This is a genomic window from Azospirillum largimobile, from assembly GCF_977007025.2.
The window spans coordinates 350,940-377,336 of sequence record NZ_CDRMUA020000002.1 but is presented as its reverse complement, the minus strand read 5'-3'; the positions used below and the strand labels follow the sequence as shown (position 1 = coordinate 377,336).

Below are 26,397 nucleotides of genomic sequence, written 5' to 3'. Positions count from 1 at the left end.
TTCTCATGTCACTTCTAACCCTTTCTCCCTTGCGCTAAGGTGCCCGCGCTTTTCGGGTGAGGGGGATGAGATGGAAGGTTTTGGTGGCGCGCCGTCGGATGCGCGGCATCTGGAAATCGACGAGCGTCTGAGGAGCGCGCCTCTTCTTGAAGGCTTCTCGGACGAGAACATCCGGCACCTGGCCGCCATCGTGGATGGCCCCCGCAAGATCCCCCAGGGCCAGCTTCTGTTCGAAGAGGGCGATCCCGGCGACGCGCTCTTCTTCATCCTCTCCGGCAGCTTCGAGGTCCTGAAGCGCGAGGAGGGCAGCGACGTCCGCCACCGGCTTGCCCTGCTGACGGCGGGCCAGTCCATCGGCGAGGTGTCGCTGCTCGACAGCGGCCCGCGCTCCGGCGCCGTACGCGCCGCCGAGGACAGCGAGGTCATCGCCGTCCCGCTCTCCCGCCTGCAGGAGCATCCCGACCGCCAACTCGGCGTGGATGGGCGTCTCAAGATCAACCTGGCCTATGAGCTGGCCGCACGACTGCGCCGCACCAACGAGGTGACGGTCCAGACCCTGCGCCGTCAGCTGAACGAGGCCGAGAACCGCGTGGAGATGAGCAAGTTCATCTTCCGCCTGCTGGTCGGCCTGTGCTTCTACATGTTCGCGTTGGGCGTCACCACGGCGCTCAGCAAGGTGGTTCCAGACACCTCCCTCATCAGCCTGCCCATCCTGACCGCCTTCGCCTTCGGCGTGTACCGTACCGTCAAGACCAGCCCCTGGCCGCCCAGCGCCTATGGCTTCACCCTGAAGAACTGGCGGCGCAACGCCCTGGAAGGGGTGGTTCTGTCCATCCCCATCGCCCTGCTGATCGTCACGCTGAAATGGATCGGCGTGACGATGATCCCGTCCCTGCAAGGGCAGCCGGTGTTCGACTTCGCGCGGTCCACCGGGCTGTCGCTGGGCGAAATCCTTCTCTACGGCGGCGCCTATTGCGCCTTCACGCCGATCCAGGAAACCATCGCCCGCGGCACCCAGGCATCCTTTCAGCTTTTCCTGACCAGCAAGTACAAGACGGCGGAAGCCATCGTCCTGTCGAACATGCTGTTCAGCGCCACCCACCTGCATGTGTCGATCGGCCTTGCCCTGGCGGTGTTCCCCATCGGCCTCTATTGGGGCTGGATCTTCGCCCGCCAGGGATCGCTGGTCGGCAGCAGCGTGTCCCACGCCATCCTCGGCGTCTTCGGCCTGATGATCGTGGGCATCCCCATCTACTGAGTTCGAAACCAGCCGGCCAGGGCGGACAGCCACGGGTCGACCTCCTCCGCCCCCTCCCCCGCCGCGATGCTGCGGGCGAGACGGGCGAGCGGGCAGTCGCTTGGGATCGCGTTCAACACCGCCTGGAGGGTCGCCGCGCGCGGCAGGCTGAGTCCGCGCGTTGCCGCCATTGCCATCGCCGCCGCTTCGAAGTCCGGGCGCGGTTCGTTGGGACGCTCCCCGGCAAGCGATGGGCCGGTCCCGTTGATGGCGTCGAGGACGGCCCTCTTGCGCTCTGCCAGGGGCAGGCTCGCCAGCTCCTCCGGCCACAGCGGGCGACCGATATGGATGTCCTGGCGGGCGAAGCCCAGAGGGAACTCCAGCCGCTCCGGCGCGGGATCGACCGGCAGGCCGCCGGCGAAGCGGACCGGCACGATGGGAACCTCCAGCCTCGCCGCCAGATCCAGGAACACCCCGGACAGCCGGGACACCGGCGTCCGGCAGGACAGCGACCGCGTGCCTTCCGCATGCACCATGATCGACACGCCGTCGCGCCTCACCGCGTCGCGCGCCTGTTCCATCAGCCCCAGCATCGCCGCCGGATCCTCGCGGTCGAACAGCATCATCATCTGCGGCAGGCGAAGCCCAGAATCGCTGCCGGACAAGGCCAGCAGGCTGCCAAGCCAAGTGTCGCGATGCTCCGCCTTGGCGACGGTCAGGATCGGCCTGCCGGTCAGGGCGGCCGCCGCCAGCGTGAAGGTCAGCGATTCCACCGCCACCTGATGGTTGCCGAGGAACAGCGCACCGCGGTCGCGGATGCGGGCGAGCCCGTTCGGCTCCGCCACGCGCACCTGACCAACGAACTCGGCGGCCAGCGCCAGGAACAGGTCCTCCACCGGCCAGTCGCCGGTCCCCAGGCGGGAGCGCCAGAAGGTCCGCAGCGGCAAAACGTCGGGAGCGGCGGAGACCGTGCCTGTCACCACCCAGTCGGCACCGTCGCGCGTGACCGACAGCGGAACCGGGTTGAGCTGCGCGCCGGGGCAGCGGGCGACATCGCCCTCGACCGTCACCACCCCCGGATGAACGCCGAGCTGTGCCGCCGCATGCTCCTTCGCCGCGATGGCGTGGGCCATGTCGGAGGGGTTGCCTGACACGCCATAGAGGCTTTCCAGGGTTCCGGGCAGCCAGTTGCTCGCCGCGACCTCGCGGGCGCTCAGCCGGGTGACTCCGTTCTCCGCCCGCGACAGGCGCACGCCGGGCGCCGCCTTGCGGTCGCGCAGGTACGCCTGCCGCGCCAGGGCGGGAGCCTTGCCGAGCGCCCCCTTGGGGAACAGCACGTCGGCGAGGTCCATCTCGGCCCAGACCCTGCCCTCGGCAATCCACTGCAGGCGCGACCGGGCGCGCCCTTGGGCGTCCAGGGGAAGCGCACGCACCTCGATGCGGACCATGCCGTCGCAGGGCGTCGGGCCGAAAAGGCTCAGCCGCTCGATGGCGCTGGGATAGGCGAGCATCCCCGACGCCTGTTCCCCCCACCAGAGTTCGGGGGCATGGCGGGGGGTGGCATGGAGACCCGCATCCAGCAGCGCGGGACCGATCAGTCCCGGCACCCGCGCCGCCTTGGCCGCGTCCAGATCGGCGGACGCGCCGCCGGAGCCGGTGCGCAGCCCGCTCAGGATCTGGAAGGCCGGGCCGTGGAACAGCTCCGCGGCGGCATAGGGGCATGGCGACGGCCGGGCATCCTCCAGCGGATCGAACGGCCGCGGCGGCGCCGGCCACTCGTCCGCCCGGATCACCCGGCCGGTCGCCAGCATGTCGCCGCCATCCCGCAAGGTCACGCGGCCGTCGGGCTCCACCTCCGGAACCAGCGTGACCGGCACCGTCGCCCAGCGCTGCACCCGGACATCCTCAAGGGTGACGACGCATTCGCCCGAAACCGCCGCTGCCATGATGTCGGCAAGACAGGTTAGGGGAACCGCGGGGGCCGTATGGGTGGGGCGATGGTCGCCCAACCATGGGGCGCTGTCCAAATCCAGGCGGATGCCGCCATTGCCGCCACCGCCGGGCACCAGACGCGCCGCCAGCCCGTCCACCTCGTAGATGCGCAGATCGTCGGCCCACAGGCTGCCGCGGGCAACCGCCAGGATGCCGCGCTCGTCGCGCTCGATCCGCACAATCTCGATTTCCGTCGTGACGGTCCGGTTGGTGGGGACGACCTGACCGCGATACTTCCAGCGCAGCGCCACGTCCAGGGCCGCCCCTTCGAAGCGCGGTGCCGGCAGTTCGCTGTCCAGCCCCGCCAGGACCATGGCGCGCTCCAGCAATTGCAGCAGCGCCTCGACCCCCAGCGAGCCGGGCTGAACCGGATCCTGGAAGAAATGGGCCTTGAAGTACCAGGATTCCGGATCGACCACCTGCCGGCCGCGCACCAGTCCCAGTCCGCTGGCGCCGCCCTGCGGCCACCAGCCGGTGACCTCGTCCACCATGCTCAGCATTCCGTCCGCCAGCTTCGCGCCGCGCGGCTCCACGACGGGCATGGCAGGCGGAATACCCCGCGCATCATCGGCCGGCAAGGGCGGCAGGCCGTTCTGCTTCGCCAGCGCGGCGGACGCGAAGAAGCCGAAGGAGGTTTCCAGCTCCATCAGCGGGCGGTCGTCGACCCAGGCCCGGACCTTGAAGGCGATCAGGGTGATGCCGCCGGCGCGGGAGAAGCGGGTCAGCGTCGCCTCGGTACGGACGCGGGCGTCGGCGGGCGTCACCTCGGCCAGCACGCGGGCGGCGTCGCCGTCCAGGTTGCGGATCGCCAGATCCTCGGTGGAGGCGAGCGCGAAGCCCATGTAGGAGGCCAGCCAGCCGCAGGGCTGCAGCAGCACCTCCATCAGCACGCAGAACGGCATGACCGGCGCGGCATTGCGGGCGAAGTACCAGGCGTCCGGTTCCACCTGGTAATCGACGAGGAGCGTGCCGCCCACGGTCGGCTCCCCGGCCGGGCAGTTCACCGAGACCACGCTCGACATGAAGTGATAGGGCAGCCCCGGCAGGCGCGGCACCCGCCCGGCATCGAAGCGGGCATACATGCTGCCGAAGGCCAAGGACGGCGCCCCCCAGGCGCAGGCCAGCAGCGCCTCGTAATCGCCGCGCACGTCGCCGCGGGTGCCGACGATGCGCGGCGCCTCCGCCAGCGCCGGCAGGGCATGGCGCCCATGGCCGAGCGGCCAGTCGGGCACCATCCGCACGGCGAAGGCGCGGCAATGGAAGACCTTGAAGCCATCGGCGCTGCACAGCAGGGCGGCGCGGACGATGGGCGTCGGGCCGTCCTCGATCTCCTCGACGAAGACTTCGTAGACAAGATGATGGGCGGCGTCCGGGACCACCTGCCCGCGGCAGACGAAGCGGGCGGGCTCGTCCGGCACCGGCTCGAACCGCCAGGAATCGCGTCCGATGGTGAAGCCGCCGGCCGCCATGAAGGTCGCCACCGCCTGCACCGCCCCCTCGGCCATCAGCGTGCCGGGCATGCAGGGATCGTTCTTGAAGTGGCCGGCATAGAACCAGGCGTCGGTCGGGACATGGCTTTCCGCCCGCAGATACCCCCGTCCCCAGGGGCCGCCCTGCGGTTGGAAGGCGGTCACGCTGTCGATCAGGCGCATGCGCCCCTGCGGGATCGCCGGGGTGCGCTGGTGACTGCCGGCCAGTTCGAACCCCTCGCCGAAACAGGCGAAGGCCCGTCCGGCGGTCCAAAGATCCAGCTGTTCGGCGGTGAAGGAGCGGTGTCGCGACGGACAGGGCAGCGGGTCCAGGCGCGCGCCGTCCCTGGGCCGGTCCTCCTCGGCGCTCCACAGCACGCCGCCGGAGTTGGCCAATTCCTGGTCGGTGAAGAATCCGGCCTGCCCGTTGCGGACCGACAGCACCAGCCGGTCGCCGATGCGGCAATCGTAATGGAAGAAGAACAGCCCGACCTCGCCCATGCGGGCATGGCCGTCGATGTGGATGTCGTAGCGCAGCGTGTCGCCCACCCGCGGCAGGCCGCCCTCGTGATAGGTCATCTCGCAGCCCAACAGGCGGTAGACGCGCTCGCCCCTGTTGCGAAAATCGGCGCCCAGCCAGGAGATCAGCAGCAGGTCGGCCTGCCCGGATTCGATGGCGAGCCCCACCGGCATGCGGTCGTTGTGCAGATACCAGCTGTCGGCCGTGACGTCCGTCTCGGTGACGATGGAGCCCAGCCCCATGCTGCCGGGTTCGCCGGTGATGGAAATGACGCGGTCCACCAGCAGCAGCGGCGGCTCCGGCATACGGACCTGACGCGCGTAGCCGTCCTGCTGCGCGAAGAGCGGACCAAAGATGTCGGATACCTTGCCCGACGCCAGGATTTCCAGCTGGGCGCGGTCCCAGAGCGGACGGCCCGGGGGGGCAGTCGTGTTGACACGCGGTTCGATCTGGAGGTGTCGGGACAATCCCCTCTCCCACCCGGGGAGAGGGTTAGGGTGAGGGGGTTCCGCAGCGGTCGTTACCCGAGAATCCACCCCATGCATCCCCCTCACCCCGACCCTCTCCCCGCTTTCAGCGGACCAAAGGTCCGCCTGTCGCGTCAGCGCAAACGAAGTTTGCGCGTGAGCGGGGGGGAGAGGGAGAGCGATCAGCGTCGGCACCCCGAAACCCTGCAGATAGCTCCGGTGCAGGTCCGACGCGGTCTTCAGATAGCCGGTGTGAAGTTCCGCCGTACGGGCGAGGATGCGGGCAATTGGACTGTCGGACGGCTGAACCGGCGCCGAAGCGGGAAAGCTGGGCATGGCGGGAGGTTGCATTCCGGCAAGGACCGCTTCCGGTTCCGGCACCACCACCGGTTCCGGCGCCTCGTCCAGCGGGCGGCGTGCGGCCAGATCGGGCGGCGGCAGGTCGGCGACCGGCGGCAGGGGCGGTGCGGGGGGCATCGGCTGTCCGAGAGCGACCGCGACGGGCGCGGCATGGGCGGCGAAGGTCAGGGGCTGGGCCGGCGGCGGGGCGGTGCGGCGCTCCAGGCGGCGGGCGACCTCGGCCATGGCGGGCTCCTGCCCGGCGGCGAACAGCTCGGCCGCCACATGGGCCAACTGTTCCAGCGGCGCGCGGCCGGGATGGTCCAGGCTGACCGCCAGATGCTCGCGGCCGGCCAGAGTGGCGGCGATGGAGCGGGTCAGGGCATTGCGCGGACCATGCTCGACGAAGATCCGCACACCGTCGTCATGGGCGCGGCGGATCGTGCGGGGGAAGTCCACCCGTTCCATCGCCTGACGGGTCAGGGCCTCGGCGCAAAGGTCAACCGACGGCCGGTAGGCTTCGCCGAAGGCATTGGCATAGACGGCAATGCCCTCGGGCGGCGTGGTCTCGCGGCTGTGAATCCGGCGCCAGACCGGGGCGCAGGGCGCCATCTCCGCGCAATGCACCACCATGTCCTGTCCCAGCGGCAGGGCGCGGTGCGCCCCGATGCGCGCGATCACCTGACGGCAGGAATCGGCGTCGCCACCGATCACGCAGTCCTGCGGCGCATTGACGATGGTGATCGACACGCGGGGCAGGCCGGCCAGCGCCGCCTCCACCTCCGCGATCGGGGCCAGCAGGCGCCAGTTGCGCCAGTCGGCGGCATCCGCCTGCCCCCAGACTCGCGCGGCTGCAAGGCAGTCGCCGGTCAGATGGCGGCCATAGATGCCCGATGCGTCGATTTCCGCGAACATGGCGCCCATGTCCGACCAGATGCCCGCGGCGAACAGCGCGTTGGTCTCGCCGGAGGACAGGCCCATCACAGCCGCAGGCCGCAGGCCGAGCACGCCGCGGCTGACTTCCACATGGCTCTGGCAGATCAGCGCGCAGGTCTGCAGCTGCGCCATCGCGTCGAGCGGCTCGGTCGATCCGTACAGCCGCTCCGCCGCATGGGCGAGGATGGGGAAGCGCGCGGTCACGCTCCGGCCGACATCGGGCATGGACAGGAAAAGCTCGCGCCCCATCCCCTCGTAAGCCGCCGCGGCCCCGGTGAAGACCAGGGCCAGCCCGCCGCCGAGCGGTCGCTCGCGGAACTGGATACCGTCGGCGGTGGCCTCGCGCCCCTCGGCAAGGGCCAGCGCGCGGGACAGGGTCTCGGCCTCCCTGCCGGCCGGACAGGCGAAGGCCAGCCGCACCGGTCCCTGCCCGCCATCCTCGCCGCGCCGGATGCGCGCGCACAGCTCCGCCCGGTTGCCGGCGGCGAACCAGCGCAGACGCGTGTCCGGCGGCAGCACTGCCGGGACCGAGGCATCGCCGCTTTCGACCAGAAGCCCGTCGGTCGCGCCGCCCAGCGCCTCGACGCTCACGCGGGCGCCTAGGCGACCGGCATCCAGCCAGGGTTGGGTAGCGCCCTCTCCGGGCTTCATTCGGCCACGGCAGGCGACCACGGCGGCGGCCACATGAAGCAAGCCCGATGCCGCATGAGCATGGCCGAAGCGGCTGGTGACGGGACTCGCCCCTTGCGGCCCGGCGATGGTGAACTCCGCTTCGGCGGAATCAGTGGCGGCAGACAGGTCGAGGATGGCGTGGATCGGCTCGCCGGCGGCCTCGGCGCACTCCACCCGGCGCAGCACCAGGACGACGGCGGCGTCACCGGGGGTAGCGAGGTCGGGGCGCAGGGCGGCGAGCGCGCTGCGGTGCACCGGCTCGCAGGACAGATCGACCGCGCCGACGACCGCCGCGTCCAGCTCGCCCGTCACCAGGGCGCGGGCGGCGATGCGCAACCCGGCAAGCCCCGACAACTCCTCCGCCGATACCGAATAGCTGGGGCCGCGCCAGTCGAACTGGGCGTTGAAGCGGTTGGCAACGATGTTGGGCATGGTGCCGATGACGCCGGCCGCGTTCAGCGGGGGACCGAGATCCACGCTGGCATCCGGGCCGCACAGGTCGGCAAGCCGCACGCCCAGGCCGCGCCGCGCCACCTCGGCGTCGCAGCCCATGCCCATCAGCACGCCGGTGGTGGCCGCCGGCAAGGCCGGGGCGTCGGCGACGGCGCGGGCAACCGCCTTCATCGCCAGAAGCTGCTGCGGCAGGGCATGCTGCAGGTCGGCAGGCGGGACGCGGATAGTGGCGAGGTCCAGCGTGATGCTGTCCAGGGCGCGCGGAGAGTCTTCCGCCGGTTGGGCGGCCAGCGCCGCGGCGAAGTCATCGGCGGCGGTAACGATGGCAAGGCCGACGACGGCCACGCGCAACGGCGGCGGGGGAGCGACAACCGGAACGGACACGGTGGCGGGGTGCCACTCCTCCAGCACCAGATGCGCGTTGTTGCCGCCGAAGCCGAAGGCGCTGATTCCGGCGCGGCGCGGCCCATCCACCTCCCACGGCTCCGCCCGGTCGAGCAGGCGGAAGGGCGAGGCATGGATGCCGTCCAGCGGCGCCGCATCGGCATGCAGGGTCGGCGGTCGGGTGCCCGCCGCCATCGCCTGGATCACCTTGACCATGCCGGCCAGACCGGCGGCGGCGATCAGGTGGCCCAGGTTGGACTTCAGCGACCCGATCGGCACATCCCGCAAGCCGGCGAAGATGCGGCTCATGCTGGCGATCTCGGTGGCGTCGCCAAGCGCCGTTCCGGTGGCATGGCATTCCACCAGCGACACCGCCTCCGGCGCGAAACCCGCCTGGGCATAGGCGCCGGCCATGGCGCGCTCCTGGCCCCCGGCGTCGGGAACGAGGAAGCCTCGGCTGCGCCCGTCGTTCGACAGGCCGATGCCGCGGATGACGCCGAGGATGCGGTTGCCGTCTCGCACCGCGTCGTCCAGCCGCTTCAGCACCACGCAGGCCGCCCCCTCGGCGGGGATCAGCCCATCGGCTTCGCGGTGGAACGGCCGGCTGCGGCCGGTGGGGCTGAGGGCGTTCAGCGCGGTGAAGCCCATGTGAAGGAACAGGTCGTCGCCGCGGTTGACGCCCGCCGCGATCATCAGGTCGGCGGTCCCGTCATGCAGCTGGTCGCAGGCCAGCTTGACGGCATAGAGCGAGGAGGCGCAGGCGGCATCCAGGCAGAAGGCCGGTCCCTGCAGGCCGAGGGCACGGGCGGCCAGCTGCGCCGGCAGGCCCGACGAGAAGCGGTTGGCGGGCTTCGGCCCCTCCCGGTCCAGCCAGACCGATTCGGCAAAGGCGCTGAGGCTGGCGGTGGGATAGGACAGGTTGCCGGCGATCAGGCCGCAGCGCCCGCCCGGCGCGATGTCCAGCCCGGCCTCGCGCAGCGCCTCGCGCCCGCTGTGGACCAGCCAGAGCACCAGCGGGTCGAGCCCGGCCAGTTCCTCCGCCGGGCAGGCGAAGCCGTTGGGATCGAAGATGGCGTCGAAGCCCTGCACATAGCCGCCCTTGTCGGTCGCGGAACGCTCGAGCGCCTCGGGCGACAGCGCCTTTGCGGTATCGACCCGCCAGACGCCCGGCGGCACCGGGCGCAGCAGATCCCGCCCCTCGACGACGGCCTGCCAAAGCTCCGCCGGGCTTAGGGCGCCCGGCAACACGCAGCCGTGGCCGATGATGGCGATGGGCGGGAACCGGCTCATGCCGCCCGTCCGATGGCAGTACCCGCGGCGGCCGAACGCCCGATGCAGGAGACGACCGCGTCGCCGGCCGGCGGCTGCGCCAGTTCGCGCAGCATGAAGTCGGCACCATCCGCCGGCGCGATCAGATCGACGGACATGCGGCGGAAATGCTGTTTCAACGCAGGTCCGACCATGCCGCCGTCCCACGGCCCCCAGGCGATGGCCTTGACCGTGCAGTCCGGCCGGCGTGCCGCCTCGGACCGCGCCACGGCGTTCAGCACGCCATTGGCCATGGCGTAGTCGCACTGCCCGGCATTGCCGTGCAGCGAGGCGATGGAAGAGAACAGGCAGATGACGCGCAACGGATCCTCGCGGGTGGCGGCCAACAGATTGGCGATGCCCTCCACCTTGGTGCCGAAAACGGCGTCGAACTGGTCGCGCGTCTTGTCGGCGATGCGCTTGTCGGCCAGCACGCCGGCCCCATGCACGATGCCGGAGATCGGCCCGGCCTCGGCACGGACCGCCGCCAGCGCCTGCGCGACCGACGCCGCGTCGCGCACGTCGGCGCGGCAGTAGCGGACGCGGGCACCGGCCGCTTCCAACCGGCGCAACGTGGCGCGCGCCTCGTTGGCGGAAAGGATGGCCTTGACCATCGCCTCGATCTCGCGCGGCTGCCTGCCGGCGCCGGGACCGGCGATCACCGCCCGGCGGACGGTGGCCTCGTCTGCATCCTCGGCGATGCCCGGCAGAACCGGCGTTGCGCCGGGATCGCTGCGGCCCAGGATGACCAGGGTCGGGCGGATGCGGCGGGACAGCTGCTCCAGCGCCACGGCGGTCACGCCGCGCGCACCGCCGGAGACGACGATCACCGCGCCCTGCTCCAGCGGCAGCGGACCGTCGGCCGACTCTCCCTCGCGCAGGGTCCGCACCAGACGCTTGCCGTCGGCCGCCAGCCGGACCTCCGCATCGCCGTCGCCGGTGGCGATCTCCGCGGCGAGAGCACGGGCGAGGTCGGCGGCGGAGCGGCTTCCCGGCTCCAGCTCGATGGCCTTGACCCGCGCTGCCGGCCATTCATGCGCCGCGGTCAGGACGAGACCGCCAAGCCCCAGCCAAGCCTCACCACCCTTCTCGACAGTGACGAAGGCGCCGCCGGTCTTGCCGAAGCGGGCGTCGGCGGCCTTGGCGGCGGCAAGCGCGCGCCAGTGCAGATCGGCGGCCGAGGCGGCATCGGCCCCGTCGAGCCCGGCCAGGAACAGCACCGCGTCGTCCTGCCCGCCCGGCAGCTCGGCGATCCGGGCGGCGATGCCCTTGGCCGACAGCAGAGCCACCAGTTCGGCGGCGACACCGGACGAATCCGGCACCACGGCGACGCTGGTCAGCCCGCGCAACATGTCGGCACCGCCCGCTTTCCGCTCTTCCAAGACGGAGCAGGTGCGGATGGTGCCTGCCGATAACGCGGGCAGAGCCTGGGTCTGCGGTGCGGGCGTTTGCTGGGCAGCCGGGGTGTCGCCCTTGATGCGGTCGATCACCGCGCCGACGGTCTTGAGCGCGGTCAATTCGCGCATCTCGACCGAGGCCAGCTCCGGCAGGCGGTCGACCAGGGCCGAGAAGATCTCGACCTGCTTGATGGAATCGATGCCGAGACCGGCCTCAAGCTCCATCTCCGGGCTCAGCATCTCGACGGGATAGCCGGTCTTCTCCGCCACCAGCCCCATGAACAGCGCGCCGACATCGACGGACGGAGCAGCCGGCTTGGCCGCCGGAACCGCTGCCGCCACCACGGGCGCCGGGGCAGCCGTGGGGGCGGAGGCGCCGCTGCGGCTGTCGGCCATGCCAAGGATCTGACCGATGGTCTTCAGCGCGTTCAGTTCGCGCATGTCGGCATTGCCCAGCGCCGGAATGCGCTCCTGCAGGGTCGAGAAAATCTCCACCTGCTTGATGGAGTCGATGCCGAGACCGGCTTCAAGCTCCATGTCCGCCGTAAGCATGTCCACCGGGTAGCCGGTCTTGTCGGCGATCACCGCCAGCACGATGTCCCGGGCGTTGACCGCGGGCGGAGCGGCAACGGGCGCGGCGGTTGCCGTCACCGGCTGGGGCTTGGCCTGAACAGGCTCCACCCTGGCCGGAGCGAAATGCTGCGGCGCTGCGGCGACAGGCGCGTGGCTCTGCACCGGCATGACCGGCGCAGCCGGCGGCACCGGCGCCAAGGCCGGCATGGGAGCGGGTGCAGGCATGCTGGGCGCCAACGTCGGCGCCACCGGGGCGGCGGGTGCTGCCGCCGGCCATGCCGGCACACCGCTGAGGCTCTGGATCGCCTGACCGGCGACGGCCAAAAATGCCTGATGGCTTTCGGCGATGGCGCGCTGGAAGGCGGCATGGGCGTCGGCGACATGGTGATAGATCGTCTCAACCGGCGCGGTCGCGACGGGAATGGGCGCCGGCTGCGGAGCGGGAGAGTTCGTGACCATGATAGGAGCTTCTTCGATGGACGGGGAGTAAACCGGGGCGGATGTAGCCGGCACCGAGGCAACCGGCGCCGGCGGCGCGATGGCGGGGCGCGGCGGGTTGGGCTTCGGCAGCGCGGCAGCACCGCCCGGCGGCGGATAGATCTTGCCGAAATTGGCGCCGCTGATGCGGACGGCGGCCGGCGAGGCGGGCTTGGGCTTGCGTTCTTCGGCGAAGCCGGCCCACAGCGCTTCGAAATCGACGGGCAAGCCATGCACCGCCAGCGCGCCCAAGCCGTCCAGCAGGCAGGCGACGCCGTTGGCCCCGCGCCGGTCCAGGGCCACCGCCAGATGCGGACGGTCGCCCAGGCATTGGGCCACCAGACCGCTCAGCACCGAACCCGGCCCGACCTCCACGAAGGTCCGGACGCCGTCGGCATAAAGCGCCTCGACCGTCTCGCGGAAGCGGACCGTTCCGGCGATCTGCCCGGCCAGCAGGTCGCGGACCTCGGCAGCGGCGTAGGGGCTGGCGGTGAGGTTGGCATAGACCGGGATCGCGAAGGACCCGAACGCCGTGCCGTCGAGGACGCTGCGGAAGGTCTCGGCGGCCTGCGCGACCACCGGCGAATGGAAGGCGCTGGCGACCTTCAGCCGGACCACCCGCAGCCCTTCGGCCTCCAGCCGGGTCGCGGCCGCGTCGACCGCCGCGCGCGTTCCGGACAGGACCACCTGCTCCGGCCCGTTGTCGTTGGCCAGCACCACATCCAGACCCTGCAGAAGCGGCTCCACCCGCTCGCGTCCGGCAGCGACCGCGATCATGGCGCCGTCGCTGCCGGATGCGGCCTCTTCCATGCAGCGGGCACGTTCGGCGGCCAGGGACAGCGCGGTGTCGCGGTCGAGGACACCGGCGGCACACAGCGCCGTGATCTCGCCGAAGGAATGGCCGGCGACGGCATCGGCGCGAATGCCGGCACGCTCCAGCACCGCCAGCAGGGCGAGGCTCGCCGTGCCGATGGCGGGCTGGGCGTGGATCATGCGGGTGAGCACCGCTTCCTGCGCCTCCCCCTCCTCGCCGGTGAAGGCGGGCGGCGGGAAGACCACGCGGTGCAGCGGCGACTGGCCCGGAACGGCCGGCAGAGCGGCTTGGCCGTCCCAGACCGCGCGGGCCTCGTCAAAGGCCACGGCCAGATCGGCACCCATGCTCACATACTGGCTGCCCTGACCGGGGAACAGGAAGGCGACCTTGCCGCCCCCACCCTTGCCCTTACCCTCGCCCACCGCCAGATGGATTCCGGGAGCGCTGAAGGCGCCGGTCTGCTTGAGCACGGTCGCCAAGCGCGCCTCGAACTGCCGGGCATCGGCGGCGACGATGGCGAGGCAGTGGCGCGAACGCGGATCGAATGCGATCTGGCTGTCGCGGGCGACCGCCTCCAGCCCATCCTTCTCAACGCGGGCGCCGAGAGAGCGCGCCGCGTCGGCCAGGGACCGCGCATCGGCGGCCCCCACGAGCAGCAGCGCGCCGCCCGCCCACAGGCGGGACGCGGCTTGCGGTCCGGTGTATTCCTCCAGCGCCACATGATAGTTGCTGCCGCCGAAGCCGAAGGAACTGACGGAGGCGCGGCGGGGGCCGTCCGCCTTCACCCAGGGCCGGGCACGGGTGTTCAGGTAGAAGGGGCTGCTCTCCAGCTTCAGGCGGCTGTCCGGCCGTTCGACCTTGATGGTGGGCGGCAGGACCTTCTGATGCAGCGACAGCGCCGCCTTCAGCAACCCGGCGGAACCTGCGGCGGCCTTGGTGTGGCCGATCTGCGACTTGATCGAACCGATGGCGCACCAGGCCCCGGCCTCCGCATCGGCTTCCCGGAACACCTGGGTCAGCGCGGTGAACTCCGCCAGATCGCCGGCGCGGGTGCCGGTGCCGTGGGCCTCGACCAGTTCGACGCTGCGCGGGTCATGGCCGGCATCGGCATAGGCCCGGCGCAAGGCCACCGCCTGCCCCTCCGGCCGCGGGGCATAGACGCTGGTAGCGCGGCCGTCGGACGACGACCCGATCCCCCGGATGACGGCATAGATGCGGTTGCCGTCGCGCTCGGCATCCTCCAGCCGGCGCAGGGCGAACAGGCCCAGCCCCTCGCCGACGATGGTCCCGTCCGACGCGTCGGAGAAGGGGCGGCAATCGCCGCTCTTGGACAGGGCCGGCGTCTTGCTGAAGCACATGTACATGAAGATGTCGTTCAGCGCGTCGACGCCGCCGCTGATGACCATGTCGGAATGGCCCAGCTCCAACTCGTTCATCGCCATCAGCAGCGCCGACAGCGAACTGGCGCAGGCGGCATCCACCACGCAGTTGGTGCCGCCCAGGTCGAGCCGGTTGGCGATGCGCCCCGCCACCACATTGCCCAGTACGCCGGGGAAGCTGCTCTCCTGCCATTCCACATACTGGGAGGAGATGCGGTCGCAGATGGCCGTCACCTCGTCCTCCGGCAGGCCGGCCTCGCGGAGCGCCTTGACCCAGACCGGCCGCTGCAGCCGCGCCCCCATGGTCCCCACCAGTTCGGTGGCGGACGCCACGCCCAGCACGATGCTGGTCCGGCTGCGGTCGATGTCGCGGAACTGCGTGCGGCAGGCCTCGTCCAGCGTCTCCTTGGCGACGATCAGCGCCAACAGCTGCGCGGTGTCGGTGGCGCTCAGCGCCTGGGGCGGGATGCCGAACTCCAGCGGGTCCAGCGTGGCCGGCGGCAGGAAGGCGCCGCGGCGGCAATAGGTCTTGTCCCGCGCCGTGGGATCGGGGTCGTAGAAATCCTCCACCAGCCAATGGGTGGCGGGCACGTCGCCGATGCAGTCCCGGCCGGCGAGGATGTCGCGCCAGAAGCCGTGCGTGGTGCCGGAACCCGGAAACATGGCGCCGATGCCGACGATCGCGATGGGGTGGCGGTTCTTCAAGGCGGTCTCGGATGTTCGGAGGGGGATTGGGGCGGAAGCGCGCTTGCTAGGCTGGATCAGGCGAGCCGGCGCGGAACCCAGGTGAAGGCCGCAGCCGGTACGGCCAAGCCCGCCGTGCGCATCTGCTGGGCGCGGGTCACCACGGCGGCCCCCTCCAGCAGGTTGCGGGCGATCTGTTCGACCGTGCGTTTGTCCGCCGCTTCCAGGAAGCTGCCCTTCACCCAGTCGTTGAAGGCGCCCATCGCCGGGCCGCACCAGACCTGGAAGTCATGGCGGCGCGCGCCGTCGTCCTGCGTCGGCCAGCGGGCGGCGTTGAACAGGTACCAGCGGAAGACCAGGGCCATGCGGTGGCGGGGATCGGCCTCGGCACGGGCCAGTTCCGCCGGGTCGCGGACGGCGAAATGTTCGCGGGTCTGGCGCCAGATCTCCTCAAGCGGCGCCTGGAAGACGTCCTTTTCGAGGGTCGCACGCTCTGCCGTGGGAAGGTCGTCGAGGCCGGAATGGCGGCAATACAGCTCGTAGAGGCGTTGGGCGCGGAAGGGGAACATGGTGCCCCGCTTCATCACCTGGACCTTCACGCCCATCTCGAACATGTCGGCGGCGGGCGCCATCGTCACGTCGGTGCTGGACAGGTCGGCCAGCATGCGGCGGACCGACAGTGGCTGCCCCGCCTCCGCCGCCGACTGGTTCACCGATCCGACGACGACATAGGCCGCGCCCATGGCGAAGGCGCCGGCCAGCGCTGCGGGTGTCCCCAGCCCGCCCGCGGCACCGACGCGGATGTTGCGGTCATAGCCATGGGCGGCGACCATCTCGTCGCGCAGGCGCTGGATGATCGGGAACAGGACGGTGAGCGGACGATTGTCGGTGTGGCCGCCGGAATCCGCCTCCACCGTGATGTCCTCGGCCACCGGGATGGCGGCGGCAAGTTCGGCTTCTTCGGCGGTGAGGATGCCCTGCGCCACCAGATCGGCCAGCATGCGCTGCGGGGCCGGCGCCATGAACTGGCGGGCGACCTCGGCGCGCGACACTTTGGCGAAGATGTGGGTCAGACGGCGGACCGCGCCGATGGCCGGATCGCGGCGCAGCCCCTTGGCGGCCAGTTCCACCACCGACGGGGTCAGCGCCATGAAGGCCGATGCCGAGACGCGCCGCACCCCCTGCTGTTGGAACAGGCGGCAGACCGCAGTTTCTAGGGCGGGATCGTTGGGGCTGTGGATCAGGTTGGCGCCCCAGCCCGGCGCCTGCGACCCAAGCGCCGCACGAATTTCGGCGATGCCCTCCTGCACCCGCTGCGGCGACAGCCCGGCACTGCCGTAGAAGCCGAGCAGCCCGGCGCGGGCAGCGGCGACCGCCATGGCCGGCGTGGCGATGCCCCGCGCCATCTCCCCCGCCACATAGGCGAAGCGGCAGCCGTGAGCTTCCTGGAAACTGCGATCACCCAGCCATTCGGGATAAAGCGACGGCAGGGTGGCGACGGGCTCCAGCCGCTCCGCCGTGAAATCCGGCGGCCGGGTCGAGGCTCCCAAACGGCCTTCACGGTTCCTGACGATGTAAAGTGGCTCCCGAATCTTCTGGGCCATTTCCAGAATCAGAGACGGATCGAAGCCTGCCGTCGCCTGCATCAGCGGCGACACTGCCGTCTCCCGGTAATTCATGTCCACATCGACACCCGAATATTGCCTACAGCCATCCCCCGGGACGGGAGATCCGACAAGGGGGCCGACGACCACCGAAGGGGGCGCGGTCGAACGGCCGAGCCGGACTGTGCATGCGCAATTGGGCATTGCATCGCCGCATGCGCCGGTCCGGTGCGAGGGTCAGGCGCCCATGCGCGGGTCCACCTTGCCGAGGCTGGTGATCCGATCGATGAGAGTGCGTACGGTTCGAGTCCCACACTGCCGGTGCCGGCAGTCCGCCCGTTTTGCAACAATGTCGTTCATGGTCGTTCTTGCACCCGACATGGCATTAGGGGCCCCTAATCGAAGGACTTTCGCACATTATTTTTATTACTTACCACTGTTGGAGAATGGCAAGCATGAATTCGATTTCATGGTGGATATTGTTTATTTCACCCCGGAAATATCTTTACCCGCCTTAAACGATTCTGCCGAAGCGCCACCGGGTCCGAAGAGGGATCGAAGCCTTGCGCCCCATCAGGTGCCGATCCGCACAGGCTTGGATTGCAGCAGGCCGCGACCATATGGCTGGGCATGGAGCCAACACCCCGATCCACGCTCGACCGGCGGACCATCCTCGCCGCTGCCGCTTCCGCTTCCGTCGGCTCCCTGCTGCCGCGCCCCCTGTCCGCTGCGGTTGCCGGTCCTCCCGCTGCCGGCAAGTCCCCAAATCCGACGCTGGATCCGGTGCTGCTGACCCGCGCACTCGACCGGGCAGCGAGCCTTGATCAGCTCCACGCGCTGGTGATCGGACGGCACGGCACCGTGGTGGCCGCTGAGGCCTTCCGGGGGCCGCCGGTCGGGCGCGCGGTGAACGTCAAATCTGTGTCCAAGACGATCGTCGCGTCCCTGGCCGGCATCGCGCTGGACCGCAAGCTGCTGCTTGGCGTCGAAGCGACGCTGGGCGACGTGGCGCCGGGGCTGATCCCCAAGGGCGCGGATCCGCGGGTGGGCGGGATCACCATCGCGCAGCTTCTCACCATGCAAGCCGGGCTGGAGCCGACCTCTGGGCCAGGCTACGGCCGCTGGATCGAAAGCCGGAACTGGGTCGCCGATGCGCTCGGCCGCCCCTTCGTCGCCGGGCCGGGCGAGCGGATGATCTATTCGACCGGCAGCTATCACGTCCTGGGCGCGGTGCTGGCCCGCGTCTCCGGACGCAGCCTGCTGGCCCTGGCGCGGGAGTGGCTGGGCCGGCCGCTCGGCATCGAGCTGGCGGGCTGGACGCGCGATCCGCAGGGCTTCTATCTGGGCGGCAACAACATGGTGCTGTCGCCGCTGGACCTGTTCCGCTTCGGCGAGATGTGGAGCCGGGGCGGCGTCTGGGACGGACGTCCCGTGGTCAGCGCGGCCTGGGCGCAGGCATCCTGGGTGCCGCGGACCCGGTCGCCCTATTCCGGCGACGCCTACGGCTATGGCTGGTTCCTGGCGGAATCGAACGGCCATCGCATCGCCTATGCCCGCGGCTATGGCGGACAGATGCTGTATCTGGTGCCGTCGCTGGGGCTGACCGTCGTCGTCACTTCCGATCCCGCCCGGCCGGCCCGGTCGGACGGCTATGTCGGCGAATTGGGCGCCCTGCTGACCGGCCACATCATGCCCGCGGCGGAGCAAGCCTGACCTGCGCTGCCTTGCCCCTGGAAGAAGGACCGGCGACATGCGGACCGACGACCCATTCGACCTCCAGCGATTTCTGAGCGCACAGGAGCCTGTCTTCGCAACCGTGCTTGACGAGTTGCGGAATGGGCGCAAGCGCAGTCATTGGATGTGGTTCGTCTTCCCGCAGTTGCGCGGGCTCGGCCGCTCCGCCACCGCCGAGTTCTACGGCATCGCCTCCCTCGACGAGGCGCAGGCATATCTGGCCCATCCCACGCTTGGGCCCCGGCTGGAACAGGCGACACGCGCGGTGCTGGGGGTGCAGGGACGAACGCTGCACGAGATATTCGGCTCGCCCGACGACATGAAGTTCCGGTCCTCCATGACGCTCTTCGCGCTGGCCGCCGGACAGGCCGATTCACCGTACCATGAGGCGCTGGACCGCTGGTGCGACGGCCGGATGGACGATGCGACCGTGACGCTGTTGGGAGCACTGGCGGCAGCGCCGCCCCCTCCCCCACGCAGGTGAGGGAAGGGACAGGAACCGTGCTTCAGGCCGCTTGCCCTCAAGCCGCCTGATTCATCTGCTGGACGCGCTGCGGGTCGAGCTTCAGCCGGGACGCAAGATATTGCAGGTAGGAGCGCTCCGCTTCCGACTGCTCGTTCACCGCCATCCGCGAGGCCAGATAGACCTGCTCCGCCGTCTGCTGATCCCGCACCGACTGGAGCAGCGAGTCCAGCGACTGGGGCCGGTCGAGTTCCTGTTCGACGATGCGCCGTTCCTCCGCTCCGGCGCCGGCCTCGTCCAGTGTGGCCAGGATGTGCCGGCGCTCGTCCGGCGTGATCTCCCCGTCGGCATTGGCCGCGGCGATCATCGCACGGATCAGCAGAAGCGCCTGCTGGTCCTCCATGGCGACGGCCGGATAGGCGCCGTCGTCACGGTCTTCGGCCTGCGGCGCACTGCGGGTCTGGAACACCTGCGACAGGCGGTCGGACAGCGATCCACTCCCCTGGCCGCTGCCCTGTCCACTTGCCTGAGTGCTTCCGGAAGACCCCGTGGAACCGGCGGCACCGCCGCCGAACAGGCCGCCCAGGATACCGCCGGCATCGCCCCACGGGCTGCCTCCCGGCCGGGCGGCGGGTTGCGCACCTTGGCCCGCAGCACCCGTCTGGTTCCGCTGGCGCTCCTGGAAGGCCTTGAAGGCGAGGTAGCCCAGCGCCCCCAGCCCGGCGACCGACCCGACGCCCATGCCGCGGTTCCCCGATGCGGCACCGAGGGCGCCACCCGGCGTGCCGGCCCCGAAGCCGCTGTTGCCGAGCACCGACCCCATGGCGTTCATGCCGCCGTGGCTGCGGCCTCCCATCCTGGTCGCCAGCATGGTCCCGAGGATACGTTGCAGATCGGCCATTTCGCTCTCCCACTCGAATTCCGTCGATGGACCGTCAACAGCACAGGCGGCATTCCGTTCGGGCGGCGGGCTGAAGTTGAAATACCAAAAATTCCGCACCACGAACTTTTCGCTCCGGCATGCGGCATTGCAGGGGACCGGATGCGACCATGGCTGTTACCCAGTCCGACCACAGGGAGACAGACATGGCCAAAGCCAACATCAACGACCGGTCGAGCATCGAACGCATCTACGACCGCCATACCTTTGAACGGGACGCGGCGTCGAACGCGCGCAGCAAGGCCACAGTCGTCCACGGCGTGAAGATCCTCTCCGCCCCCGATGCCGACGGGCAGGTCGAGATTTCCCGCGCTTCGCACCATGTGGCGGAAGGGAACCCCGAAGGGGACACCATCTTCGTCCCCGCCTTCAGCCTTCACGACTCCACCGCCGCCGACGGCAACACCTATGCCGGCTCGGCCGCGCCGGTGGGGACCAGTCCGGGGGAAGCCGCCGACGAATACCGGAGCTTCATCGACGATGTCCTGGAAGCCGCCAGCAAGGGACACTTCAAATCCGACATCGGCCGCGGCGAGGAACGGCTGAAGGGCTTCCACGGCGGGTGACCGGCAATCCGGCAGGCAGCGCATGTCGTCATCGCCTGCCGGTGCCATAGAAGGGCCAATAAGGGGGCTAATCGCCCCCCCACAGCCCGCGTTCGCCCAAATCCTCGCCGCGCTGGCGCTCCAACGCCTGGGAATAGCGGCGCAATGCGAAGGACTCCGTCACATAGCCGATGATGCGCCGGTCGGTGGGGGAGGACAGCACGGGCAGCGCCTCCACCTCTGCCGTGCCGAAACGGTTCAGCACGGTGCGGGCGTCGTCGCCGGGCATCAGAACGGCGTCCGCCTTGCTGGCGAGCGTGCCGACGCGGGTTTCGGTGGCCTCCGCATCCTGGTCGGGGTCATGGGTCTGCGACATGTCGATCAGTCCGGCATATCTGCCGGATTCGTCGACCGCGAACACCGTCTTGGTGGAGCCCAGCGGGTAGAGGCGGCGCAGCGCCTCCACCGTCAGGGTGGCGGGCACCGTCTTGGCGTCGCGCCGCATCAGCCGGAAGGCCGTGAGTTCCGACAGCCAGCCGATGTCGTAGGCGCCGCGGATCGGCACGCCGCGCAGGTGGAAGCGCCATGTGGCGAAGGAGTAGCCGAAAGCCTGCCGCACCACGGTGGTGGACAGCACCACCCCGATCAGCACGCCGGAGGCTGCCCATAAATCCTGCGTCGTCTCCAGCACCAGCAGCACCATGGTGACCGGCGCGCCGACGACGCCGGCGGCGACCGACCCCATCCCGACCAGCAGCAGAAGCCCGCCGTCGATGCCCAGCCCCGGCAGGAAACTTGCCGTGGCGATGCTCAACAGGCCGCCGAACAGCCCGCCGATGAACAGGGAGGCGCTGAACAGGCCGCCGCGGAACCCCGATCCCAGCGACACGGCCGACGCCAGGATCTTCGCCACCAGCGTCAGGGCCAGCGCCAGCGCACCGCCCGCCAGTTCCGGCGGCACGGCACCCGGGCCGCTGCCCATCACCGCAGGCACCGCCAGCGCCAGCCCGCCGACCATCAGCCCGCCCACCGCCGGGCGCATCCAGCGCGGGACCGGCAGGCGCTTGAAGCCGCGCTCCGCCACCGTCACCGCCTGCATGGCGAGGATGCTGAGCCAGCCGGCCAGGAAGCCGACCACGCCGCAGGCGGCGTAATCCCAGCCGGCGATCTCCACCGGCCGGCCGAGGGCCAGCGGCGCCTCGCCGCCGGTCAGCAGGGCCGATGCCGCCACCCCCAGCGCCGCCGCCGCGCCGACCGGGGCCAGCACCGCCAGCGTATAGCCCCCCAGCACCAGTTCGAAGGCATAGAAGGCGCCGGCCAGCGGCGCGTGGTAGGCGGCGGCGATGGCCGCCGCCGCCCCGCAGCCGACCATCGTGCGCAGATCGGCGCGGCGCAGCCGCAGCCGCTGCCCGAGGGAGGAGGCGAGACCGGCGCCCGCCTGGGTATAGGCCGCCTCCATGCCCACCGACGCGCCCGAGGCATTGGACAGCGCGGTCGTCACCGTCAGGCGCAGGCTGTCGATCAACGACATCTTGCCGCCGTAGAGCGCGTTCGCCTCCACGGCGTCGACGATGTCGTTGGGCCGCCAGCGCCGCACCAGCGTGGACAGGATCCCCAGCAGCAGCCCACCCGCCACCGGCACGCCCAGCGTCCGCAGCAGGTCGGGCACGCCTTGCCCCAGCTTCTCCCCCTCCGGCAGGTCGAAGGCCAGCGCCTGCAGAAGCAGCACCGCCTCGTGCAGCGCCCCGACCGCCAGCCCGACCGCCCCGCCGACTAGACCGGCCAGCACCACCACGGCCAGCGCACTGTTGCGCACGCTCCAACGGTCAGACACCGTGGTCGCGGCCGACGCGTCGAGCGCCGCGTAAGGGTCGCTGCCGGCGCGGGCGTTTTCGCCCACGCCGTCGATGGAAGCGGAATTGTCCGGCATGATCACGCTGACTGATGGCCCATTCGTCCTTGGACAATGGGCCGGACAGGCGTGTGTTCCGTCAGGACTTGCCCGGCTGCGGTTTCGCCTGCGGTTTCACCGTCGACGGAACGGCCCCCGCCTGCGGTGCGGTGGGTGCAGCAGCGGAGGGAGCAGGCTCGGTTGCAGGAGGTGCTACCGGGGAGGCTGCCGGCGGAGTGGCGGGAGCGGCATCAGTCGGCGCTGTGGCCGGCGCTGCGGACGGAGTTGTGCCAGCACGGCGCAGAACATGGGTGAGGTTGTCGCGCACCTTGTCGGCCAGTGCCACGTCCGGTTCGGCCGCCTCGTGGAAGATTACGGTGAACAGGCGGCGTTGCGACAGCAGGAAGTTCAGCGTGACGTGCAGCTTGCCCTGGGGCATGGCGCAATCGACCGAGCCGGTGCGAAGCCAGACCGAACCGGCCTGTTCGGACGGGCTCAGGCTGACGGTCGGGGTGCCTTCGCACCGCTGCTTCATGGCGTCTGCGAAGCCGTCCGACAACTCGTCGATCCTGGCGTCCTCACCCACCGCGCGTTCCCGGATACCGCCGACGATGGGGCCGAAGCGCCATGCGACGTCGGCCGGGCGGCGCTCCTGCGGGATCTTGTCCATCGGGACCAGTTCGGCGTCATGCACGCCTGCCGCGCTCAGCAGGCTGTCCAGCCCTTCCGGAAGGCGGTTCTTCTTCTCAGCCGGGCGGCCGGCGGCGACCTTGATCGGCGGAACGTTGCCTCCCTTGTCGACGCAGGTCTTCAGGTCGCCCAGCACCTTCTTGGTGCCGGACAGCTTGAAGGCGATGCGGTCCGTGGCCGACGACACCACCAGTTCGCTGCCGCCCATCAGGGCGTTGACCAGTTCCTCGTCCTTGCCGTTGGAGACCACCAGCATGTCCGGCTGCGAAGCGATGGCCACCCGTTCGCGCTTCAGCTTCTTGTCCACCTCGATGATGACCGGCCATTCGCCGCCCTTGGGCAGGTCGGCGCCGGGGATGCCGATGCCGATGTTGGTCTCCCCCTTGGGGCTGCGGGCGAACATCAGCACATGGCCGGAGGTGAATTCCCCCTCCGCCACGCAATAGGCGAAGCTGCCGTCCTTCTTCTTGGCGGCGCCGCCGTCCCAGCTCTCGATCAGTTCGCCCGGCCCATCGGGCTTGGCCGGCGCCGCGGCACCCTGCTTCTCGGCCGGCTTATCGTTCGGCCCCTGGGCCGGCCCCTGGTTCGGCCCCTGGGCAGGCCTGGCATCCTGCGCCGGCGTACCCGGTACCACGACCTCGGCCTCCGGCACCGGCAGGCCGTAATAAACCGCGGGAGGAATGCTCGGCTCGACCGGCACCAGTTCGGCCATCGCCGGCGCCGACGCCACACCCAGCAGGAGAAGCGCGGACAGCGAAGCGGCGGAACGGGCGGTCATGACGAGGTAATCCATAGATGGTTGTGGCGGCGAAGCTATCCGCGCCCGCCCCCATCCGCAAGCCCAACCGCCCATCCTGTTGCAGGAGGCCGACACCTGTTGCACAGGACACGCAGCGGATTTGTGCTAAACGCCGAAGAAGGCCTCGCGCAGCACTTCTTCCGACAATGACGCCACCGGCCCGTCGCCCACCACGCGGCCCAGACGCAACAGGATGGCGCGCGGGGCGACCGTCAGGGCGCGCGCCGCACTCTGCTCCGCCAGCAAAACGGCGGTGCCGGCGGAGGATATGCGGCCCACCGCGGCGAAGACCTCGTCGGCCAGCTTGGGCGACAGGCCGAGCGAGGGTTCGTCCAGCAGCAGCAGGCGCGGCCGGCCCATCAGCGCGCGGCCGAGGCTCAGCATCTGCTGCTGGCCGCCGGACAGGCGCCAGGCGCTTTCCCGGCTTTTGGTCGCGAGATCGGGAAACAGGGCGAAGACACGCTCGACGTCCTGGGCGCGGTCGCGGGCGGCGGGCAGGCCGGCGACCTCCAGATTGTCGCGCACGCTCATGCCGGGGAAGACACGCCGCCCCTCCGGAACATAGCCGATGCCGCGCCGGACCCGCGCCTCCGTCGCCAGCGGCGCGAGATCGGCACCGTCGAAGCTCAACTCGCCCCGCGCCGGCACGAGGCCGAGCAGCGCCTTCAGCAGCGTCGATTTCCCCGCCCCGTTGGCGCCGAGCAGCGCCACCGTCTCGCCCGCCGCGACGCTAAGCGATACGCCGTCAAGCGCCGTCGCCCCACCATAGCCGGCGGTCAGGCCGCGGACGGACAGCAATGCACTCATGCGGTCCCCGCCCGGCCGAGATAAGCCGCCGCCACCGTCGCATCCCGGCGCACCCCGTCGGCCGGGCCGTCATAGATCACCCGCCCGCGGTCGAGGCACAGCACCCGCCCGGCCAGCGGCAGCAGGAAGCCCATGTCATGCTCCACCAGCAGGATCGCCATCCCCTCACCCGCCAGGTCGCGCAGCAGCGCGGCCAGTTCCGCCTTCTCGCCATCGGTCAGCCCGGCGGCGGGCTCGTCCAGCAGCAGGACGGCCGGACGGCGGACCAGGGCGCGCGCCAGTTCCACCCGCCGCCGCAGCGCCGCCGGCAACCCGTCGCAGCCCTGCCCGGCAAGCTCGCCGACGCCCAGCCGGTCGAGCGCCCAGCGGGCATGCGCCTCCGCCATTTCCGCGTCGGGATCGAAAGCCAGACGGGCGGCGGCCACCGCCTCCAGCACGCCGGCCCCTTCCGGCAGGATCGCCGCCTGGAAGCTGCGGGCCAGCCCGGCACGGGCCAGACGGTCGGTGCGGGCACCGGTCACGTCCCGGCCGCCGAGCCGCACCCGCCCGGCATCCGGACGCTCCAGCCCCGACAGCAGGTTGATGACCGTGGTCTTGCCCGACCCATTGGGGCCGATCAGCCCGGTGATGCCGCCGGGCCGCAACTCCAGCGACACGCCATCCACCGCGCGCACGCCGCCGAAGGACTTGGCCAGCCCCTCCACCGTCAGCCCGTCCACGGAAACGGACGGCGCCGGCTCGCGCGCTTCCGGCAAGGCACGGGCGGGGCGGCCGAACAGACGTCCGGCGGCGCGGTCCAGCAGCCCGGTCAGACCGTCGGGCGCCAGCAGAACGGTCAGCAGCAGGGCCATTCCGTAGACGACCAGATAGCCGCGCTCCAGGAAGCGGAACCATTCCGGCAGATGCAGCAGCAGCACCGCGCCCAGCACCGCACCGGCCATCCGCCCCCGCCCGCCGACGATGGCGATGGTGAGGATGGAGACCATGACCGGGAACTCCAGCACCTCCGGCGAGACGACGCGCTGGGTGTGGACCGCCAGCGCTCCGGCCGCTCCGGCGAACAGGGCGCTGATGCCGAAGGCGGTCAGCCGCAGCCGCCCGACGTCGAGCCCCAACGTTCCCGCCGCCAGCGGATCGTCGCGCAGCATCGTCAACGACCGCCCGAGCCGCCCGCGCGCCAGCCACCACCCCACCAGCCCGCCCAGCGCCACCAGCCCCCAGACCAGCCCCGCCATCGGCAGGCCGCGCGGCACCATCCAGCCGAACAGCACCACAGCCGGCACCCCGGCCAGCCCGTTGGAGCCGCCGGTCAGTTCGGGCAGGTTGACCGCCAGCAGATGCAGCACCTGCGCGATGCCCAGCGTCGCCAAGGCGAAATAGTGCGACTCCAGCCGCAGCACCGCCAGCCCGACCGGCAGGGCCAGCAGAAGCGGCACCAGCATCGACAGCGGAAAGGTCGCCTCGAAGCCAAGGCCATAGCGGCTGCCGAGGATGCCCGTCACATAGGCGCCGACGCCGAAGAAGGCGCCCTGCGCCAGCGACAGCGCTCCGCCGAGGCCGAAGACGATCTGAAATCCGAAAGTCGCCAGCGCATAGACGCCGGCGACGGTCAGGACGCGCAGGCCGTAGGGGGAGGCGAAGGCGAGCGCGTAGACAAGGAGAGCGAGGGCACCAATCCCCAATACGACACTCTCCACCCCGGCATAGCCCCCTCTCCCCCCCGCTCTCGCGCAAACGAAGTTTGCGCTGACGCGACAGGCGGACCATAGGTCCGCCGAAAGCGGGGAGAGGGTTGGGGTGAGGGGGACGCGCCGCGAGGATCG

At 70.7% G+C, this 26,397-nt stretch carries 12 protein-coding genes; 4 read left to right on the top strand and 8 right to left on the bottom strand.

What is annotated here, in order from left to right:
- Positions 1–70: 70 nt before the first annotated feature.
- Positions 71–1,258, top strand: a complete 1,188-nt coding sequence (locus ACWPKK_RS15060; protein WP_452005508.1) for a cyclic nucleotide-binding domain-containing protein — start codon at positions 71–73, stop codon at positions 1,256–1,258.
- Here ACWPKK_RS15060 and ACWPKK_RS15055 read toward each other — a convergent pair.
- From ACWPKK_RS15055 to ACWPKK_RS15045, 3 genes are read right to left on the bottom strand one after another with little or no spacing between them, the layout of a single operon-like run.
- Positions 1,252–9,759, bottom strand: a complete 8,508-nt coding sequence (locus ACWPKK_RS15055) for a beta-ketoacyl synthase N-terminal-like domain-containing protein (protein ID WP_452005506.1) — start codon at positions 9,757–9,759, stop codon at positions 1,252–1,254. The two genes, ACWPKK_RS15060 and ACWPKK_RS15055, sit on opposite strands and share 7 nt — an antisense overlap.
- Positions 9,756–15,122, bottom strand: coding sequence for an SDR family NAD(P)-dependent oxidoreductase (locus tag ACWPKK_RS15050; RefSeq protein WP_452005503.1), 5,367 nt, complete (start codon positions 15,120–15,122; stop codon positions 9,756–9,758). The genes ACWPKK_RS15055 and ACWPKK_RS15050 overlap by 4 nt, the downstream gene beginning before the upstream one ends.
- 56 nt (positions 15,123–15,178) lie before the next feature.
- Positions 15,179–16,780 (bottom strand): PfaD family polyunsaturated fatty acid/polyketide biosynthesis protein, encoded by a 1,602-nt coding sequence (locus tag ACWPKK_RS15045; protein WP_452006652.1) that lies wholly within the window; start codon positions 16,778–16,780, stop codon positions 15,179–15,181.
- Between the two features lie 555 nt (positions 16,781–17,335).
- Between ACWPKK_RS15045 and ACWPKK_RS15040 the strand changes: the two genes are divergently transcribed.
- Complete coding sequence (locus ACWPKK_RS15040; RefSeq protein WP_452005500.1) at positions 17,336–18,418, top strand: serine hydrolase domain-containing protein; 1,083 nt, start codon at positions 17,336–17,338, stop codon at positions 18,416–18,418.
- Between the two features lie 37 nt (positions 18,419–18,455).
- Positions 18,456–18,923, top strand: coding sequence for a DUF1810 domain-containing protein (locus ACWPKK_RS15035; protein ID WP_452005497.1), 468 nt, complete (start codon positions 18,456–18,458; stop codon positions 18,921–18,923).
- Positions 18,924–18,960: 37 nt separating this feature from the next.
- Here ACWPKK_RS15035 and ACWPKK_RS15030 read toward each other — a convergent pair whose 3' ends face one another.
- Entirely contained in the window at positions 18,961–19,803 is an 843-nt protein-coding gene (locus ACWPKK_RS15030; protein WP_452005494.1) for a tellurite resistance TerB family protein, read from the bottom strand.
- Positions 19,804–19,988: 185 nt separating this feature from the next.
- Here ACWPKK_RS15030 and ACWPKK_RS15025 point away from each other — a divergent pair, with 185 nt between their 5' ends.
- Complete coding sequence (locus tag ACWPKK_RS15025; protein ID WP_452005491.1) at positions 19,989–20,408, top strand: hypothetical protein; 420 nt, start codon at positions 19,989–19,991, stop codon at positions 20,406–20,408.
- Positions 20,409–20,475: 67 nt separating this feature from the next.
- Here ACWPKK_RS15025 and ACWPKK_RS15020 read toward each other — a convergent pair whose 3' ends face one another.
- From ACWPKK_RS15020 to ACWPKK_RS15005, 4 genes are all read right to left on the bottom strand, one after another.
- Positions 20,476–22,317: a chloride channel protein gene (locus ACWPKK_RS15020; protein ID WP_452005488.1), complete on the bottom strand. Its 1,842-nt coding sequence runs from the start codon at positions 22,315–22,317 to the stop codon at positions 20,476–20,478.
- Positions 22,318–22,378: 61 nt separating this feature from the next.
- Positions 22,379–23,746, bottom strand: a complete 1,368-nt coding sequence (locus ACWPKK_RS15015) for a hypothetical protein (protein WP_452005485.1) — start codon at positions 23,744–23,746, stop codon at positions 22,379–22,381.
- A 126-nt stretch (positions 23,747–23,872) separates the two neighbouring features.
- Positions 23,873–24,574, bottom strand: a complete 702-nt coding sequence (locus tag ACWPKK_RS15010) for an ABC transporter ATP-binding protein (RefSeq protein ID WP_452005482.1) — start codon at positions 24,572–24,574, stop codon at positions 23,873–23,875.
- On the bottom strand, positions 24,571–26,256 hold the full coding sequence (locus ACWPKK_RS15005; protein WP_452005479.1) for a branched-chain amino acid ABC transporter ATP-binding protein/permease: 1,686 nt from the start codon (positions 26,254–26,256) through the stop codon (positions 24,571–24,573). Before ACWPKK_RS15005 ends, ACWPKK_RS15010 begins: the two co-directional genes overlap by 4 nt.
- Positions 26,257–26,397: the final 141 nt, after the last annotated feature.